The sequence below is a fragment of the Thalassotalea sp. G20_0 genome, assembly GCF_017744175.1.
In the GTDB taxonomy this organism is placed as follows: domain Bacteria; phylum Pseudomonadota; class Gammaproteobacteria; order Pseudomonadales; family Endozoicomonadaceae; genus Endozoicomonas.
Window position 1 is genome coordinate 20,779 of sequence record NZ_JAGHQV010000036.1, and the last position, 17,517, is coordinate 38,295.

Below are 17,517 nucleotides of genomic sequence, written 5' to 3' on the forward strand. Positions count from 1 at the left end.
GTCTATAAAACCAGGTGTTTGGGGATACACATCGACTCCTGGTGTCACCCATCCGTTATTTGCAAATCATCCGGGGCGAAATTCATGAACAACATGTGTTCAACGCTGGCACGCCATCCCTTGAATGTGACAACGGTTTTTGAGTCATGATGGAAGGGGGGGATTACTGGCATTTTTTCTTCTTTTTTTTGCTTTTTGGTCTGCGTGGTTGCTGTTCTGCAGTTTCTTCGGCGGTGAAGTAACCTTGTTCTTCCCACCCTTCATCGGCAGTAAAGTATTCCCCATCTGTATCCCCGCTGGTAAATGATTCAGAGTCATGCCCCTGTGGCGGGATGTTTACCCTGGTCTTTACTTGATCAATACACAGTTTCATTAAGTCCCGGTTACAAATCTGTTTAAACGGGACTTCAATGACCTCAAATCCTGCTTTTTGCAATAGTGCGATTTTAAGCAGGGTCGAACCATTCCTGGTGTTGAAATCACCATTTACGTAATGAAACGGTCCCTGGATTTCAATCACAATGTTGTGATCTGGCAGTAGCAGGTCGACTGGAGGTAATGAGTTCAGACTCTTTTCTTCTTCAATCTGCAAAGAAGGAATGCATGATTGGAGTTGATTACGGAAGTTGGACTGATGTTTTGACATGATTGTCGGGTAACAGGGAGTGACCGGATAGGCTCTGCCAAGCCAACTGGCGGCCATGGCAATGATGGATTGATCCTCTTGATTGTCTGGGCAGGTATTTTCCAGCCGGGTAAACAGGTCATCCATGTGTTTTTCAAGCACGTTATTTTTATTGGCATTGGAGACCAGAGACAACCTGGCACAGCATACCATGACTCCCCAGAGAGACATAAATATCGTTTGTTGACAGAGCTGAGGATTTTCACTGATTCGGTAGACCAGCGATTCGAACGTAGAGATAACCTCGTTCAGCTCAACAAGCTCACCCATTTTTGCTATGCACCACAGCAGGTTGGCGATATGCTGAGGAATAAACTGGTCTTTCTGTGCGTTCACGCAGGGCAAAAGTGCAGCCACAGCCTCGTTGAGTTCCGGAACCCGCTCCTGGCCGCTGTCCATCAGTTTCGCCATGGCCCACAGGAGGTTGGTGATCCCCTGGGCATTAAATTGGTCTTTATGTGCGTTCATGTGGGGCAACAGTTCGGCCAGGGCTTTTTTGAACCTTGGTGTCAGCTCCTGGCCGTTGTCCACCAGTTTCGCCATGGCCCACAGGAGGTTGACGATTTCCTGTGGTTTAAAGTTACCTTGATATGCGTTCACGTGAGTCAACAGCGTGGCCACAGCAGCTTTGAGATCTGGTGTCCACTCCCCTTTGTCCACCAGTTTCGCAATAGCCCATAGCAGGTTGGCGATCTGCTGAGGAGTAAATTGCTCTTTCTGTGTCTTCACGTTGGGCAACAGCGCGGCCACGGCCTCTTTGAGCATTGGTGTCCGCTCCAGCCCGTTGTCCACCAGTTTCGCCATGGCCCACAGCAGGTTGGCGATATGCTGAGGAGTAAATTGGTCTCTCTGTGTGCTCATGTGGGTCAACAGTGTGGCCACAGCATCGTTGAGCTCTGGTGTCCGCTCCTCCCCGTTGTCCACCAGTTTCGCCATGGCCCACAGCAGGTTGGCGATACCCTGGGCCTTAAATTGGTCTTTCTGTGCATTCACACAGGGCAACAGCCCGGTTATGGCTTCGTTGAGATCTGGTGTCTGCTCAAAGCCGTTGTCCACCAGTTTTGCCATGGCCCACAGCAGGTTGGCTATTTCCTGTGGGTTAAAGTTAGCTGTCTGTACACTCATTTGGGGTAACAGGGCAACCACCGCTTCTTTGAGCCCACGTGTTTGCTCTTGCCCGTTCTCCACCAGTTTCGCCATGGCCCAGAACAGGTTGGCGATGCCCTGGGCACTGAATTGGTCTTTCTGTGCGTTCACGAGGCTCAACAGCACAGCCACAGCTTCTCTGAGCCCTGGTGTCCGTTCCTGCCCGTTGTCCACAAGTTTCGCCATGGCCCACAGCAGGTTGGTGATACCCTGGGCCTTAAATTGGTCTTTTTTTGCGTGCACGCAGGGCAACAGCGTGGCCACGGCCTGTTTGAGCCCGGGGGGCTGCTCAAAGCCGTTGTCCACCAGCTTCGCCATGACCCACAGCAGGTTGGCGATATTCTGAGGAATAAACTGGTCTTTTTTTGCCTTCACGTAGGGTAACATCACGGCCACAGCCGCGATCAGGTCTGGTGCCTGCTGCTGGCTGCTGTCCACCAGTTTCCCCATGGCCCAGAGCAGGTTGGCGATCCCCTGGGCACTAAATTGGTCTTTCTTTGCATTCACATGGGGCAACAGTGCGGCCACGGTCTTTTTGAGCTCTTGTGTCTGCTTCTGCCCGTTGTCCACCAGTTTCGCCATGGCCCACAGCAGGTTGGCGATTTCCTGTGGGGTAAAGTGAGCCTTCTGTGTGTTCACGCGGGGCATCAGCGCGGCTACGGCCCGGTAGAGCCCTGGTGTTCGCGCCTGCCCGCTGTCCGCCAGTTTCGCCATGGCCCACAGCAGGTTGGCGGTTTCCTGTGGGTTAAAGCGAGTTTTCTCTCCGCTCACATGGGGTACCAGCGCGGCCACAGCCTTTTTGAACGCTGGTGTCCGCTCCAGCCCGTTGTCCACCAGTTTCGCCATGGCCCACAGCAGGTTGGTGATACCCTGACCCTGGTGACTAAATTGGTCTTTCTTTGCGTTCACTTGGTGCAAAAGCAGGGTCAGGGCCTCTTTGAGTTCTGGTGTCCGCTCCTGCCCGTTGTTCACCAGTTTCGCCATTGCCCACAGCAGGTTGACGATTTCCTGTGGGTTAAATTGAGTTTTCAGTGGTTTCACTTGGGGCAACAGCGTGGCCACAGTTTCTTTGAGCTTTGGTGCTAACTCCCCGTTGTCTACCAGTTTCGCCATGGCCCACAACAGGTTGGCGATACCCTGGGTATTAAATTGGTCTTTCTGTGCGTTCACATGGGGCAGAAGTACGGCCAGGGCCTCTTTGAGTTCTGGTGTCCGCTCCTGCCCGTTGCTTACCAGTTTCGCCATGGCCCACAGCAGGCTGGCGATTTCCTGTGGATCAAAGTTAGCTTTCTGTGCGTTTACCTGGGGCCACAGCGCGGGCACAGCTTCTTTGAGCTGGGGTGTCCACTCCCAGTTGTTCACCAGTTTCGCCATGGCCCACAGCAGGTTGGCGATTCCCTGGGCATTAAATTGGTCTTTGTTTGCGTTTACGCGGGGCAACAGCACGGCCACAGCCTCTTTGAGCTCTGGTGTCAGCTCCTGCCCTCTGTCCACCAGTTTCGCTATGGCCCACAGCAGATTGGTTATGCCCTGGGGATCAATATTCCTCCTCGCTTCAGTTTTGTGGTTGCAGTTAAATATTATTGCATCAAGTAGCGTTGACAATAAGGCAGCTTGTGTACGTGTAACACGCTCATCCATGGGGTTATGAGGGGTAAAAACACCCGCTGAAGTCAATGAATGAAGTGTTGTCGTCAGGCTTCGCCAATTCCAGCTCCGTGTTGCGGTAAAATTTTGCAGTAAACGTATCAGCTTGACTTGCTCAGCTCGATTTAGAGGTCTTTTAGAAGCTGACGTATATTTTTTAATTGAACTGGCATATTGTCCGTGATATCTCCCATCATAGTGATAACCCATGTGATCCGATTTTCTCACCAGGCTTTCCATTACCTCCTGTTTGATAAGGGCATTATAATCCTGGGCAGGGTTTACTGAACGGCGCTGTAGATCTGGAGAAGAGCTTGCGGCCGAAGAATGGTGAAATTTGTTGACCTCCGGAGTATTGCGGAGGGAATTATCCCACTTTCTGACTGTGCCATGTCTGTATCGCCCACCCATTGAAGAAGCGACACGGTCATCCTGTTGGTTGTAATCATTACCTGATTTTGCGTATTTATCACTGATACCAGCAGAGCTTCTATCCATAATGATATTTCATTAATTCATGAAAATATAAAAGGCAGACTGTTATTCTGTTCAGAAGTTCATTTTACTGAAATCTTGATAAAACCAGGTATTTGGGGATACACATCGACTCCTGATGTTACCCATCCGTTATTGAAAATCATCCGGGGCGAGATTCATGAACAACATGTGTTCTGACACTCATTCCCTTGAATGTGAAAACGGTTCTTGAGTCATGATGGAAGGGGGGAGATTACTGGCTTTTTTTTTCTCTTCCCTGTTCTACTTTTTGGTTTGCCTGGTTGCTCTGCTCTATGTTCTTCGGCGGTTAAGTAACCGTGATCTTGCCATCCTGCATCGGCAGCAAAGTATGCCTCATCTGTCCCTGTGCGTGTAAATGATTCAGAGCCATGCCCCTGTGGCGGGGTGTTCACCCTGGTCTTTATTTGATGAATACATCGTTTGATTAAATCCCGGTTCAAAAGCTGGTTAACCGGGATTTCAATAACCTCAAATCCTGCTTTTTGCAGCAGTGCAATTTTAAGCAGAGTCGAACCATTCCGGGTTTTGAAATCGTTACTCACGTAATGAAAGGGTCCCTGAATTTCAATCACAATGTTGAGATCTGGCAGTAACAGGTCAACCGGAGGTAATGAGTTCAGACTCTTTTCTTCTTCTATCTTCAAAGAGGGAAAGCATGATTGGAGTTGATCGCGAAAGTCAGATTGAAGTTTTGACCTGGTAGTCTGGTAATGAGGGACGACCGGACACGGTCTGCCAAGCCAACTTGAGGCCATGGCAATGATGCGTTGATCTTCTTCATTGTCCGGGCATGCATTCTCCAGGCGAGTAAAGAGATCATCCATGTGCATTTCAAGTACGTTATTTTTATTGGCGTTGGAGAGCAGAGACAACCTGGCACAGCATACCATTACTCCCCAGAGCGACATCAATATATCTTGCCCGGAGAGTAGAGGGTTTTCATGGGTTCTGTAGACAAGAGATTCGAACATAGAGGTAACCACGTTCAACTCAACGAACTCACCCAGTTTCGCTATGGCCCACAGCAGGCTGGCAATATCCACTGGTTTAAAGTTGGCATTCTGTGCGTTTACGTTGGATAACAGCGCGTTGACAGCTTCATTGAGCCCAGGTGTTTGCTCTTGCCCGTTGTCCACCAGTTTTGCAATGGCCCAAAACAGGTTGGCAATTTCCTGGGCATTAAATTTGTTTTTCTGTGTGTTCACTTGGGGCAACAGCGCTGCCACGGCCCCTTTCAGTTCTGCTGTCCGCACCAGCCCCTTGTTCACCATCTTCACTATGGCCCACAGCAGATTGGCGATTTCCTGTGGCTTAAAGTTAGCTTTCTGTGCGTTCACGTGGGGCAACATGCTAACCACGGCCTTGTTGAGCCCTGGTAACTGCTCCTGCCCGTTGTCCACCAGTTTCGCCATGGCCCAGAACAGGTTGGCAATAGCCTGGGCATTAAATTGGTCTTTATATGCATTCACGTGGGGTAACAGTGCGGTGACAGCTTCTTTGAGACCTGGCGTCGGATCCAGCCCGTTGTCCACCAGTTTCGCCGTGCCCCACAGCAGGTTGGCGATACCTTTTGGCTTAAAGTTTGCAGTCTGTGTGTTTACGCAATGCAACAGCGCGGCTACGGCCGCTTTGAGCTCCGGTGTCTGCTCCTGCCCGTTGTCCACCAGTTTCGCCATGGCCCACAGCATGTTGGCAATATCCCGTGGTTTGTAAGCTTTCTGTGGGTTCACGCTGGGCAACAGCGCGGCTACCGCCTTTTTGAGCTCTGGTGTCCGTTTCTGCCCATTGTCCACCAGTTTTGCCATGGCCCATAGCAGGTTGGCGATTTCCTGTGGTTTAAAGTTAGCTTTCTGTATGTTCACGTGGGGCAACAGCGCGGCCACGGCTTCGTTGAGTTCTGGTGTTTGCTGCTGGTCAAGGTCCACCAGTTTCGCCATGGCCCACAGCAGGTTGGCGATTTCCTGTGAGTTAAAGTCAGCTTTCTGTGCGTTCATGTGAGGTAACAGCGCGGCTAAGGCCTCGTTGAACTCTGGTGTTCGCTCCTGGCCATTGTCCACCAGTTTTGCCATGGCCCACAGCAGGTTGGCGATTTCCTGTGGGTTAAAGTTAGCTTTCTGTGCGTTCATGTGGGGCAACAGAGCGGCCACGGCCCCGTTGAGTTCTGGTGTCCGCTCCAGTCCGCTGTCCACCAGTTTTGCCATGGCCCACAGCAGGTTGGCGATACCCTGGCTCTTAAATCGGTCTTTCAGTGCATTCACGCGGGGCAACAAGGCGGCCATGGCCCCATTGAGTTCTGGTGTCTGCGCCTGCACGTTGTTCACCAGTTTTGCCATGGCCCACAGCAGGTTGGCGATATGCTGAGGAATAAACTGGTCTTTCTGTGCGTTCATGTGGGGCAATAGCGCGGCAATGGCCTCTTTGAGTTCTGGTGTCCGCTCCTGCCCGTTGTCCACCAGTTTCGCCATGGCCCACAGCAGGTTGGCGATGCCCCGGGCATCAATATCCCTGGCTTCAGGTTTTTGGTTGCACTTGAATATTAATGCATCAAGTAGCGTTGACAATAAGACTGCTTGAGTAAGCTGAACCAGCTGATCCATGGGTTTATGAAGGGTAAAAACACCCGCTGAGGTAAATGAATGAAGTGTTGTTGTCAGACTTAGCCAATTCCAGCTCCGCGTTGCTGTAAAATTTTGCAGCACACATATCAGCTGGCGTTGTTCCGCTCGATTTAACGGTCTTTTAGCAGCCGACGTGTATTTTTTAATGGAACTGGCGTATTGGCCATGATGCCTGCCATCATAGCGATGACCGAGCCGATCAGATTTACTCACCAGGCCATCTATTATTTCCTGTTTGATGAGGGGATTAAAATCTTGAGCAGGTTTTACCGAACGGTACTGCATATGTTGTGAGGAGCGTACGGCAGAAGATCGGTAAAATTTATCACGCCCCGGGTTAGTGCGGGGGGGATTATCCCATTTTCTGACTGTGGCATGTCTGTATCTCCCACGCCCTGAATAAGCGGCACGGTCATCCGGTTGGTTGTAATTATTACCTGATCCTGCGTATTGACCACCGATACCAGCAGAGCTTCTATGCATAATTATATTTCATTATTTCATGAAAATATAAAAAGTAGACTGCTGTTCTGATCAGAAGTTCATTTTGCTGAAATGTCGATAACACAAACGGTTGGGGATACTCATCTACCCCTGATGCCATGCCATCAATCCGTTATTTTCAAATCATCCGGGGCGAGCTGCATGGGCAACAGGTGTTCAACGCTGGCACTGCCTTGAATGTGAAAACGGTTCTTGAGTCATGATGGAAGGGAGGAGATTACTGGTTTTTTCTCGTCCTTTTTCTCCTTTTTGATTTACCTGTTTGCTCTTCTGAAGGTTCTTTGGCAGTTAAGTAACCGTGCTCTTGCGGTCTTTTATCGGTAGTAACGTATGCCTCTTCTCTGTTAAGTGATACAGAATGATCCTGTGGCGGGATGCCTGTCCTGGTCTTTATTTGATCAATATATGATTTCATTAAATCCTGATTCCAAAGTATGCTAGCCGGGATTTCAATGACTTCAAATCCTGATTTTTTCAGCAGTGCGATTTTCAGCAGAGTCGAACCATTCCTGGTTTTGAAATCAGCACTTGCGTAATGAGAGGGTCCCTGAATTTCAATAACAATGTTGTGATCTGGCAGTAGCAGGTCAACCGGGGGCAATGAGTTCAGACACTTTTCTTCTTCAATCTTTAAAGAGGGAATGCATGATTGGAGTTGATCACGGAAATTGGATTGAGGTATTGAAATGGTTGTCTGGTAATGGGGGATGATCGGACACGTTCTGCCAAGCCAATTTGCGGCCAGGGCAATGACGGATTGATCATCTTCATTGTCGGGGGATGTATTTCCCAGGCGAGTAAACAGGTCATCCATGTGTTTTTCAAGCACATTATTTTTATTGGCAGTGGCGACCAGAGACAACCTGGCGCAGCATACCATGACGCCCCAGAGAGACATCAATATGGTTTGCTGAGAGAGCCGGGGAGTTTCACAGATTCGGAAGACAAGCGATTCGAATGTGGCGGTAAACACGTTCAGCTCAATGAGTTCACCCAGTTTCGCCATGGCCCACAGCAGGTTGGCAATACCCTGAAGGTTAAATTGATCCTTCTGTGCGTTCACGTAAGGCAACAGCGCAGCTACGGACTCGTTGAATTCTGGTGTCTGGCCCTGCTTGCTGTCCACCAGTTTTGCCATGGACCAGAGCAGGTTGGTGATACCCTGAGCATTAAATTGGTCTTTCTGCGCGTTCACGCTGGGCAACAGCAAGGCCACGGCCTCTTTGAGCTCTGGTGCCTGTTCCTGCCCTTTGTCCACCAGTTTCGCCATGGCCCACATCAGGTTGGCGATTTCCTGTGGGTTAAAGTTAGCTTTCTGTGCGTTCATGTGTGGCAACAGCGCGGCCACGGCCTCGTTGAGTTCTGGTGTCTGCTCCTGCCCGTTGTCCACCAGTTTCGCGATGGCCCACAGCAGGTTGGCGATATGTTGAGGAGTCAATTGTTTTTTCTGTGAGTTCATGTGAATCAACAGTGCAGCCACGGTCTCTTTGAGCCTTGGTGTCTGCTCCTGCCCGTTGTCCACCAGTTTTGCCATGGCCCACAGCAGGTTGGCGATATGCTGAGGAATAAGTTGCTCTTTCTGTTCATTCACGTGGGGCAACAGCGCGGCCACGGTCTTTTCGAGTCCTGGTATTCGCCCCTGCCCGTTGTCCACCAGTTTCGCCATGGCCCACAGCAGGTTGGTGATTTCCATTGGTTTAAATTCAGCTTTCTGTGCAATCACGTAAGGCAACAGCACGGCCAGAGCCCCGTTGAGCTCTGTTGTCCTGTCCTGCCCGTTGTCCACCAGTTTCGCGATGGCCCACAGCAGGTTGGCGATACCCTGCGGTTTGAAATCAGCTTTCTGTGCGTTCACGTTGGGCAATAGAGCGGCCTCGGCCTCTTTGAGTTCTGCTGTCTGCTCCAGCCCGTTGTCCACCAGTTTCGCCATGGCCCACATCAGGTTGGTGATATGCTGAGCAATAAACTGGTCTTTCTGTGCTTTTATCCCGGGCAACAGCGCGGCCACAGCCGCGTTGAGCTCTGGTGTCCGCTCATGCCTGTTGTCCACCAGTTTCGCGATGGCCCACAGCAGGGTGGCGATTTGCTGAGTAATAAATTGTTCTTTCTTTGCGTTCACGCGGGGCAGCAATGCGGTCACGACTCCGTTGAGGCTTGGTGTCAGCTCCAGCCCGTTGTCCACCAGTTTTGCCATGGCCCACAGAAGGTTGGCGATACCCTGTGGTTTAAAGTTAGTTTTCTGTGCGTTCACGTGGGGCAATAGCGCCGTTAAGGCCTCGCTGAGATCTGTTGTCTGCTCCAGCCCGTTGTCCACCAGTTTTGCCATGGCCCACAGCAGGTTGGCGATTTCCTGTGTGTTAAAGTTAGCTTTCTGTACGTTCACCCGGGGCAGTAATGCAACCAGAGCCTCTTTGAGCCCTGGTGTTTGCTCCTGCCAGTTGTCCACCAGTTTTGCCATGGCCCAAAGCAGGTTGGTGATATCCTGCGCATTAAATTGGCCTTTCTGTGTGTTCACAAGGGGCAACAGCGCGGCCACGGCTTCTTTGAGCTCTGGTGTTCGCTCCTGCCAGTTGTCCACCAGTTTTGCCATGGTCCACAACAGATTGGCAATGTCCCTTGGTTTAAAGTCAGTTTTCTGTGCGTTTACCCGGGGCAACAACGCGGCCACGGCCTTGTTGAGCTCTGGTGTTCGCTCCAGCCCGTGTTCAACCAGTTTTGTGATGGCCCACAGCAGGTTGGCGATTCCCTGTGGTTTAAAATTCGCTTTCTGTATGTTCACATGTGGCAACAGCGCAGCCACGGCCTCATTGAGCCCCGGAGTCCGCTCATGCCCGTTGACCGCCAGTTTTGCCATAGCCCACAGCAGGTTGGCGATCCCCAGAGCATTAAATTGATCTTTTTGTTCGTTCACGTGGGGCAGCAGCGCGGCCATAGCCTCGTTGAACCCTGGTGTTCGCTCCTGCCTGCTGTCTACCAGTTTCGCCATGGCCCACAGCAGGTTGGTGATTCCCTGGGCATCAATATCCCATGCTGCAGCTTTTCGGTTGCACTTGAATGTTATTGCATCAAGTAGCATTGACAATAAGGCAACCTGAGTGTGCCTGACACGCTCATCCACGGGTTTATGAGGGGTAAAAACACCCGCTGAAGTAAATGAATGAAGTGTTGTTGTCAGGCTTCGCCAACTCCAACGCCGTGTGGCTGTGTAATTTTGCAAAAAACGCAGCAGCTGGCTTTGTTCCCCTCGGGTTAAGGGGCTTTGAGAAGCTAACGTGTATCTTTTAATGGAGTTGGCATATTGACTGTGATTTTTCCCATCGTAACGATAACCGAAATGATCAGATTTACTCATCAAATCATCCATTATTTCCTGTTTGATGAGGGCATTGAAATCTTGAGCAGGGTTTACTGAACGGCACGGCAGGTTTTGGGTAAAATATGGGCCAGAAGAGTGGTAAAATTCATTACGCTCCGGAGTAGTGCGGGGGATATTATCCCTCTTTCTGACGGTGGCATGTCTATATTGTCCACACTTTGAATAAGCGGCATGGTCATCCGGTTGGTTGTAATTATTACCGGATCCTGCGTATTGACCACCGATACCAGCAGAGCTTCTATGCATAGTTATATTTCATTAATTCATGCAAATATAAAAAACAGACTGCTGTTCTGTTCAGAAGTTCATTTTGCTGAAATGTCGATAAAACCACACGGTTGGGGATACTCATCTACTCCTGATGCCACCAATCCGTTATTTTCAAATCATCCGGGACGAGATGCATGGGCAGCATGTGTTCAACGCTGGCACTGCCTTGAATGTGAAAACGGTTCTTGAGTCATGATGGAAGGGAGGAGATTACTGGTTTTTTTCTCGTCCTTTTTCTCCTTTTTGGTTTACCTGTTTGCTCTTCTGAAGGTTCTTTGGCGGTTAAGTAACCGTGGTCTTGCGGTCTTTTATCGGTAGTAACGTATGCCTCTTCTCTGTTAAGTGATACAGAATGACCCTGTGGCGGGATGCCTTGCCCTGGTCTTTATTCGGTCAATATATAATTTCATTGAATCCTGATTCCGAAGCATGTTGGCCGGGATTTCAATGACTTCAAATCCTGATTTCTTCAGCAGTGCGATTTTCAGCAGAGTCGAACCATTCCTGGTTTTGAAATCAGCACTTGCGTAATGAGATGGTCCCTGAATTTCAATCACCATGTTGTGATCTGGCAGTAGCAGGTCAACCGGAGGCAATAAGTTCAGACACTTTTCTTCTTCAATCTTTAAAGAGGGAATGCATGATTGGAGTTGATCACGGAAATTGGATTGAGGTATTGAAATGGTTGTCTGGTAATGGGGGATGACCGGACACGTTCTGCCAAGCCAGCTTGCGGCCATGGCAATGATGGATTGATCATCTTCATTGTCGGGGGATGTGTTTCCCAGCCGAGTAAACAGCTCATCCATGTGTTTTTCAAGCACATTATTTTTATTGGCAGTGGCGACCAGAGACAACCTGGCGCAGCATACCATGACGCCCCAGAGAGACATCAATAGGGTTTGCTGAGAGAGCCGGGGGAGTTCACGGATTTGGTAGACAAGCGATTCGAACGTGGCGGTAAACACGTTCAGCTCAATGAGTTCACCCAGTTTTGCCATGGCCCACAGCAGGTTGGCGATACCCTGAGGATTAAATTGATCCTTCAGTGCGTTCACGCGGGGCAACAGCGCAGCCACGGCCTCGTTGAACTCTGGTGTCTGGTCCTGTCTGGTGTCCACCAGTTTTGCCATGGCCCAGAGCAGGTTGGTAATACCCTGAGTATTAAATTGGCCTTTCTGCGCCTTCACATGAGGCAACAGCACGGCCACAGCCTGGTTAAACTCCGGTGTTTGCTCCAGCCCGTTGTCCACCAGTTTCGCCATGGCCCACAGCAGGTTGGTGATATGCTGGGGAGTTAATTGGTCTTTCTGTGCGTTTACCATGGGCAACAGCACGGCCACAGCCTTGAAGAGCCGTGATGTTTGCTCCAGCCCGTTGTCCACCAGTTTCGCCATGGCCCACAGCAGGCTGGCGATATGTTTGGGAATAAATTGTTTTTCCTGTGGGTTCACGTGAATCAACAGTGCCGCCACGGCCTGGGTGAGCTCTGGTGTCCGGTCCTGTCCGTTGTCCACCAGTTTTGCCATGGACCACAGCAGGTTGGCAATATCCTGTGCATTAAATTGGCTTTTCTGAGCGTTCACATAAGGCAACAACGCGGCCACGGTCCTTTCGAGTGCTGTTGTTCGCTCCTGTTTGTTGTCCACCAGTTTCGCCATGGCCCACAGCAGGTTGGCGATTTCCTTTGGTTTAAATTCAGCTTTCTGTGCCATCACGTGAGGCAACAGCGCGGCCAGAGCGCCGTTGAGCTCTGGCGTCCTTTCCTGCCCGTGGTCCACCAGTTTTGCCGTGGCCCACAGCAGGTTGGCGAGACCCTGTGGTTCAAAATCAGCTTTCTGTGCCTTCACCTTGGGCAATAGCGCGGCCACGCCCTCTTTAAGTTCTGCTGTCTGCTCCAGCCCGTTGTCCACCAGTTTTGCCATGGCCCACATCAGGTTGGTGATCTGCTGGGCCATAAACTGGTCTTTTTGTCCGTTCACATGGGGCAACAGCGTGGCCACAGCCTCGTTGAGTTCTGGTGTCCATTCCTGGCTGTTGTCCACCAGTTTCGCGATGGCCCACAGCAGGTTGGCGATTTGCTGAGGAATAAATGGTTCTTTCTGTGCGTTCACGCGAAGTAGCAACGCGGTCATGGCCTCTTTGAGTTCTGCTGTCTGATCCAGCCCGTTGTCCACCAGTTTTGCCATGGCCCACAGCAGGTTGGCGATACCCTGAGAATTAAATTGGTCCTTCTGTGCGTTCACGTGGGGCAATAGCACGGCTATGGTCTCGCTGAGATCGGTCGTCTGCTCCAGCCCGGTGTCTACCAGTTTTGCCATGGCCCACAGCAGGTTGACGATACCCTGTGGTTTAAAATTGGTTTTCTGTGCGTTTACGAGGGGCAATAGCACCGCTAAGGCCTCGCTGAGATCTGTTGTCTGCTCCAGCCCGTGGTCCATCAGTTTCGCCATGGCCCAGACAAGGTTGGCGATATCCTGCGCATTAAATAGGCCTTTCTGTGCGTTCACACAGGGCAACAGCGCGGCCACAGCTGCTTTAAGCTCTGGTGTCTGCTCCAGCCCGTTGTCCACCAGTTTCGCCATGGCCCACAGCAGGTTGGCAATTTCCCGTGGTTTAAAGTCAGTTTTTTGTGCGTTTACCTGGGGCAACAACGCAGCCAGGGCTTTGTTGAGCTCTGGTGTTCGCTCCTGTCCGTGTTCAACCAGTTTGGTTATGGCCCACAGCAGGCTGGCGATTCCCTGTGGTTTAAAGTTCGCTTTCTGTAGGTTCACATGTGGCAATAGCGCAGCCACGGCCTCATTGATCCCCGGATTCCGCTCCTGCCCGTTGACCACCAGTTTCGCCATGGCCCACAGCAGGTTGGTGATCCCCTGAGCATTAAATTGATCTTTTTGTGCGTTCACATGGGGCAACAGTGCGGCCATAGCCTTGATGAGCCCTGGTGTTCGCTCCTGCCCGCTGTCTACCAGTTTCGCCATGGCCCACAGCAGATTGGTGATTCCCTGGGCATCAATTTCCCACGCTGCAGCTTTTCGGTTGCACTTGAATACTATTGCATCAAGCAGCGTTGACAATAAGGTGCCCTGAGTGCGCCTGACACGAACATCCACGGGTTTATGAGGGGTAAAAACACCGGCTGAAGTAAATGAATGAAGTGTTGTTGTCAGGCTTCGCCAACTCCAACGCCGTGTGGCTGTATAATCTTGCAAAAAAATCATCAGCTGGCTTTGTTCCGCTCGGGTTAAGGGGCTTTGAGAAGCTAACGTGTATCTCTTAATTGAATTGGCATATTGACTGTGATTTTTCCCATCATAACGATAACCGAAATGATCAGATTTACTCACCAGTTCATCCATTACTTCCTGTTTGATGAGGGCATTGAAATCTTGAGCAGGGTTTATTGAACGGCACGGCAGGTTTTGGGCAAAGTATGGGGCAGAGGAGTGGTAAAATTCATTACGCTCCGGAGTAGTGCGGGGGATATTATCTCTCTTTCTGACGGTGGCATGTCTATACTGTCCTCGCTCTGAATAAGCGGCATGGTTATCCGGTTGGTTGTAATTATTTTCGTATCTACCACTGATGCTAGCAGAGGTTCTATGCATAATTATATTTCATTAATTCATGAGAATATAAAAAGAAGACTGCTGCTCTGTTCAGAAGTTCATTTTGCTGAAATGTCTATAAAACCAGGTGTTTGGGAATACACATTGACTCCTGGTGTCTCCGTTATTTTCAAATCATCCGGGGCAGGACGCATGGGCAACAGGTATTCAACGCTGGCATTCTTCCCCGGGAATGTGCAAATGGTTCTTGAGTCATGATCGAAGGGCGGAAATTACTGGCTGTTTTTTCTCTTCCTCTTTGCTGGTTTGCCGGTTTGCTCTTCTGAAGGTTCTTTGCCAGTCAAGTAACCATGATCTGAGGGTTGCCTGCCTTTATCAGCAGTAATGTATGCCTGATCTGCCCACCTTCTTTTAAGTGATACAGAGCCATGCTCCTGTGGCAGGATGCCTGCCCTGGTTTTTATTTGATCAATATATGGTTTCATTAACTCCTGATTCAAAAGCCTGTTAACCGGAATTTCAATGACCTCAAATCCTGCTTTTTGCAACAGTGCGATTTTAAGCAGAGTCGAACCATTTCTGGTGTTGAAATCACCACCCACATAATGAGAGGGGCCCTGAACTTCAATCACCAGGTTGTGATCTGGCAGCAGCAGGTCAACCGGAGGTAATGCGTTCAGACTCTTTTCTTCTTCAATCTGCAAAGAGGGAACGCATGATTGGAGCTGATCGCGAAAGTCAGATTGAAGTTTTGACCTGGTAGTCTGGTAACAGGGAACGACCGGACACGGTCTGCCAAGCCAGCTTGCGGCCATGGCTATGATGCGTTGCCCCTCTTCATTGTCGGATCCATTTTCCAGACGAGTAAACAGGTCAACCATTTGCTTTTCAAGCACGTTATCTTTATTGGCATTGGAGACCAGAGACAACCTGGCACAACATACCATTAGCCCCCAGAGAGACATCAATATGTTTTGCTGGGAGAGCTGAGGATGTTCGCTGATTCGGTAGACTAGCGATTTGAACGTAGAGATAACCACGTTCAGCTCAGGGAGTTCACCCAGTTTCGCCATGGCCCACAGCAGGTTAGCGATTTCCTGTGGTTTAAAGTTAGCTTTCTGTGCGTTCACTTGGGGCAACAGCGCGGCCAGGGCCTCGTTAAACTCTGGAGTCCACTCCTGCTCGTTGTCCACCAGTTTCGCCATGGCCCACAGCAGGTTGGCGATATGCTGAGGAATAAATTGGTCTTTCTGTGCACTCACGAGGGGCAGCAGCACGGCCACGGCCCCTTTGAGCCCTGATGTCTGCTGCTGCCCGTTGTCCACCAGTTTCACCATGGCCCACAGCAGGTTGGCGATATGCTGAGGAATAAATTGGTCTTTTTGTGCCCTCACGTGGGGTAACAGCGCGGTCACGGCTTCGTTGAGTTCTGGTGTCCGCTCCTGCCCGTTGTCCACCAGTTTCGCCATGGACCACAGGAGGTTGGCAATATCCTGTGCATTAAATTGGCTTTTCCGGGCGTTCACATGCGGCAACAGCGCGGTCACTGCCTCGTTGAAACCTGGTGTCGATTCCTGCCCGTTGTCCAGCAGTTTCGCTATGGCCCAGAGCAGGTTGGCGATTTCCTGTGGTTTAAATTGAGCTTTCTGTGTGTTCGCGCAGGGCAACAGCGCGGCCACGGCCTCATTGAACTCTGGCGTCTGTTCCTGGCCGTTGTCCACCAGTTTTGCCATGGACCACAGCAACTTAGCGATTTCCTGAGGTTTAAATTGAGCTTTCTGTGTGTTTACGTAGGGTAACAGCGTGGCTATGGCCCCTTTTAGCTCTGATATCCTATCCTGCCCGTTGTCCAGCAGTTTCGTCATGGACCATAGCAGGTTGGCGATACTCTGGGCATTAAATTGCTGTTTTTGTACGTTCACGAAGGGCAATAGCGCAGCCACGGCCTCGTTGAGCTCCGGTGTTCGCTTCTGCCCGCTGTCTACCAGTTTCGCCATAGCCCACAGCAGGCTGGTAATGCCCTGGCTATTAAATTGGCTTTTCTGTGCGTTCACGAGGGGCAACAGCTCGGCCATAGCTCCCTTGAAAACAGATGTCCGCTCCTGCCCGTTGTCCACCAGCTTCGCCATGGACCACAGCAGGTTGGCGATATGCTGAGGTATAAATTGGTCTTTCTGTGCACTCACGAGGGGCAACAGCACGGCCACGGCCCCTTTGAGTTCTGGTGTCTGCTCCTGCCCGAGATCCACCAGTTTCGCCATGGCCCACAGCAGGTTGGCGATATGCTGAGGAATAAATTGGTCTTTCTGTGCGTACACGAAAGGCAACAGCGATGCCACGGCCTCGTTGAACTCGGGTGTCTGGTCCTGCCCGTTGCTCACCAGTTTCGCCATGGCCCACAGCAGGTTGGCGATTTCCTGTGGTTTAAAGTCAGCTTTTTTTGCATTCACGTGGGGCAGCAGCGCAGCCACAGCCTCTTTGAGCCCTGGTGTCCGCTCGTGCCCGTTGTCCACCTGTTTTGCCATGGCCCACAGCAGGTTAGTGATTTCCTGAGCACCAATATCACTGGCTTCAGGTTTTTGGTTGCCGTTAAATATTATTGCATCAAGTAGCGTTGACAATAAGGCAGTTTGAGTACGCTTAACACGCTCATCCAAGGATCTATGAGAGCTAAAAACACCCGCTGAAGTAAATGAATGAAATGTTGTCGTCAGACTTCGCCAATTCCAGCTCCGCGTTGCAGTAAAATTTTGCAGCAAACGCATCAGCTGGCTTTGTTCTATTCGATTTAACGGTCTTTTAGCAGCTAACGTGTATTTTTTAATTGAACTGGCATAATGACCGTGATATCTCCCATCATAGTGATGACCGAACTGATTCGATTTATTCACCAGACTATTGATTATTTCTTTTTTTATGAGGGAATTAAAATCTTGAGCAAGGTTTACTGAACGGCGCAGTAGATTTTGAGGAGGGCGTGCGCCAGAAGAATGGTAAAATTCATTACGCCCCGGGATAGGGCGGGGGGGATTATCCCACTGTCTGACTGTACACTCTCTATATCGTCCACGCCTTGCAGAAGCGGCATGGTTTTCCGGTTGGTTGTCATCATTACCTGATCTTGCGTGTTTACCACTGATACCAGCAGAGGTTCTATGCATAATTATATTTCATTAATTCATG

Annotated in this window: 6 protein-coding genes; 1 reads left to right on the top strand and 5 read right to left on the bottom strand. The window is 50.4% G+C overall.

The window, feature by feature from the left end:
* Nucleotides 1-163: 163 nt before the first annotated feature.
* The 3 genes from J7438_RS18575 to J7438_RS18585 all read right to left on the bottom strand — a co-directional run bounded on the left by J7438_RS18575 (nucleotide 164) and on the right by J7438_RS18585 (nucleotide 10,741).
* Nucleotides 164-3,976 (bottom strand): RAP domain-containing protein, encoded by a 3,813-nt coding sequence (locus J7438_RS18575; RefSeq protein WP_209277732.1) that lies wholly within the window; start codon nucleotides 3,974-3,976, stop codon nucleotides 164-166.
* Nucleotides 3,977-4,188: 212 nt separating this feature from the next.
* A complete protein-coding gene (locus J7438_RS18580) occupies nucleotides 4,189-7,098 on the bottom strand; it encodes an RAP domain-containing protein (RefSeq protein WP_209277733.1) in 2,910 nt (969 codons plus the stop codon).
* Nucleotides 7,099-7,336: 238 nt separating this feature from the next.
* Nucleotides 7,337-10,741, bottom strand: coding sequence for an RAP domain-containing protein (locus J7438_RS18585; protein ID WP_209277734.1), 3,405 nt, complete (start codon nucleotides 10,739-10,741; stop codon nucleotides 7,337-7,339).
* On the opposite strand from J7438_RS18585, the gene J7438_RS18590 reads away from it, so the two are divergent.
* A complete protein-coding gene (locus J7438_RS18590) occupies nucleotides 10,736-10,954 on the top strand; it encodes a hypothetical protein (RefSeq protein WP_209201390.1) in 219 nt (72 codons plus the stop codon). The two genes, J7438_RS18585 and J7438_RS18590, sit on opposite strands and share 6 nt — an antisense overlap.
* A gap of 149 nt (nucleotides 10,955-11,103) precedes the next feature.
* On the opposite strand, the gene J7438_RS18595 is transcribed toward J7438_RS18590, so the two are convergent.
* Together J7438_RS18595 and J7438_RS18600 are read right to left on the bottom strand one after the other, a co-directional pair.
* Entirely contained in the window at nucleotides 11,104-14,373 is a 3,270-nt protein-coding gene (locus J7438_RS18595) for an RAP domain-containing protein (protein ID WP_209277735.1), read from the bottom strand.
* A gap of 233 nt (nucleotides 14,374-14,606) precedes the next feature.
* Nucleotides 14,607-17,495, bottom strand: coding sequence for an RAP domain-containing protein (locus J7438_RS18600; RefSeq protein WP_209277736.1), 2,889 nt, complete (start codon nucleotides 17,493-17,495; stop codon nucleotides 14,607-14,609).
* Between the last annotated feature and the right edge of the window lie 22 nt (nucleotides 17,496-17,517).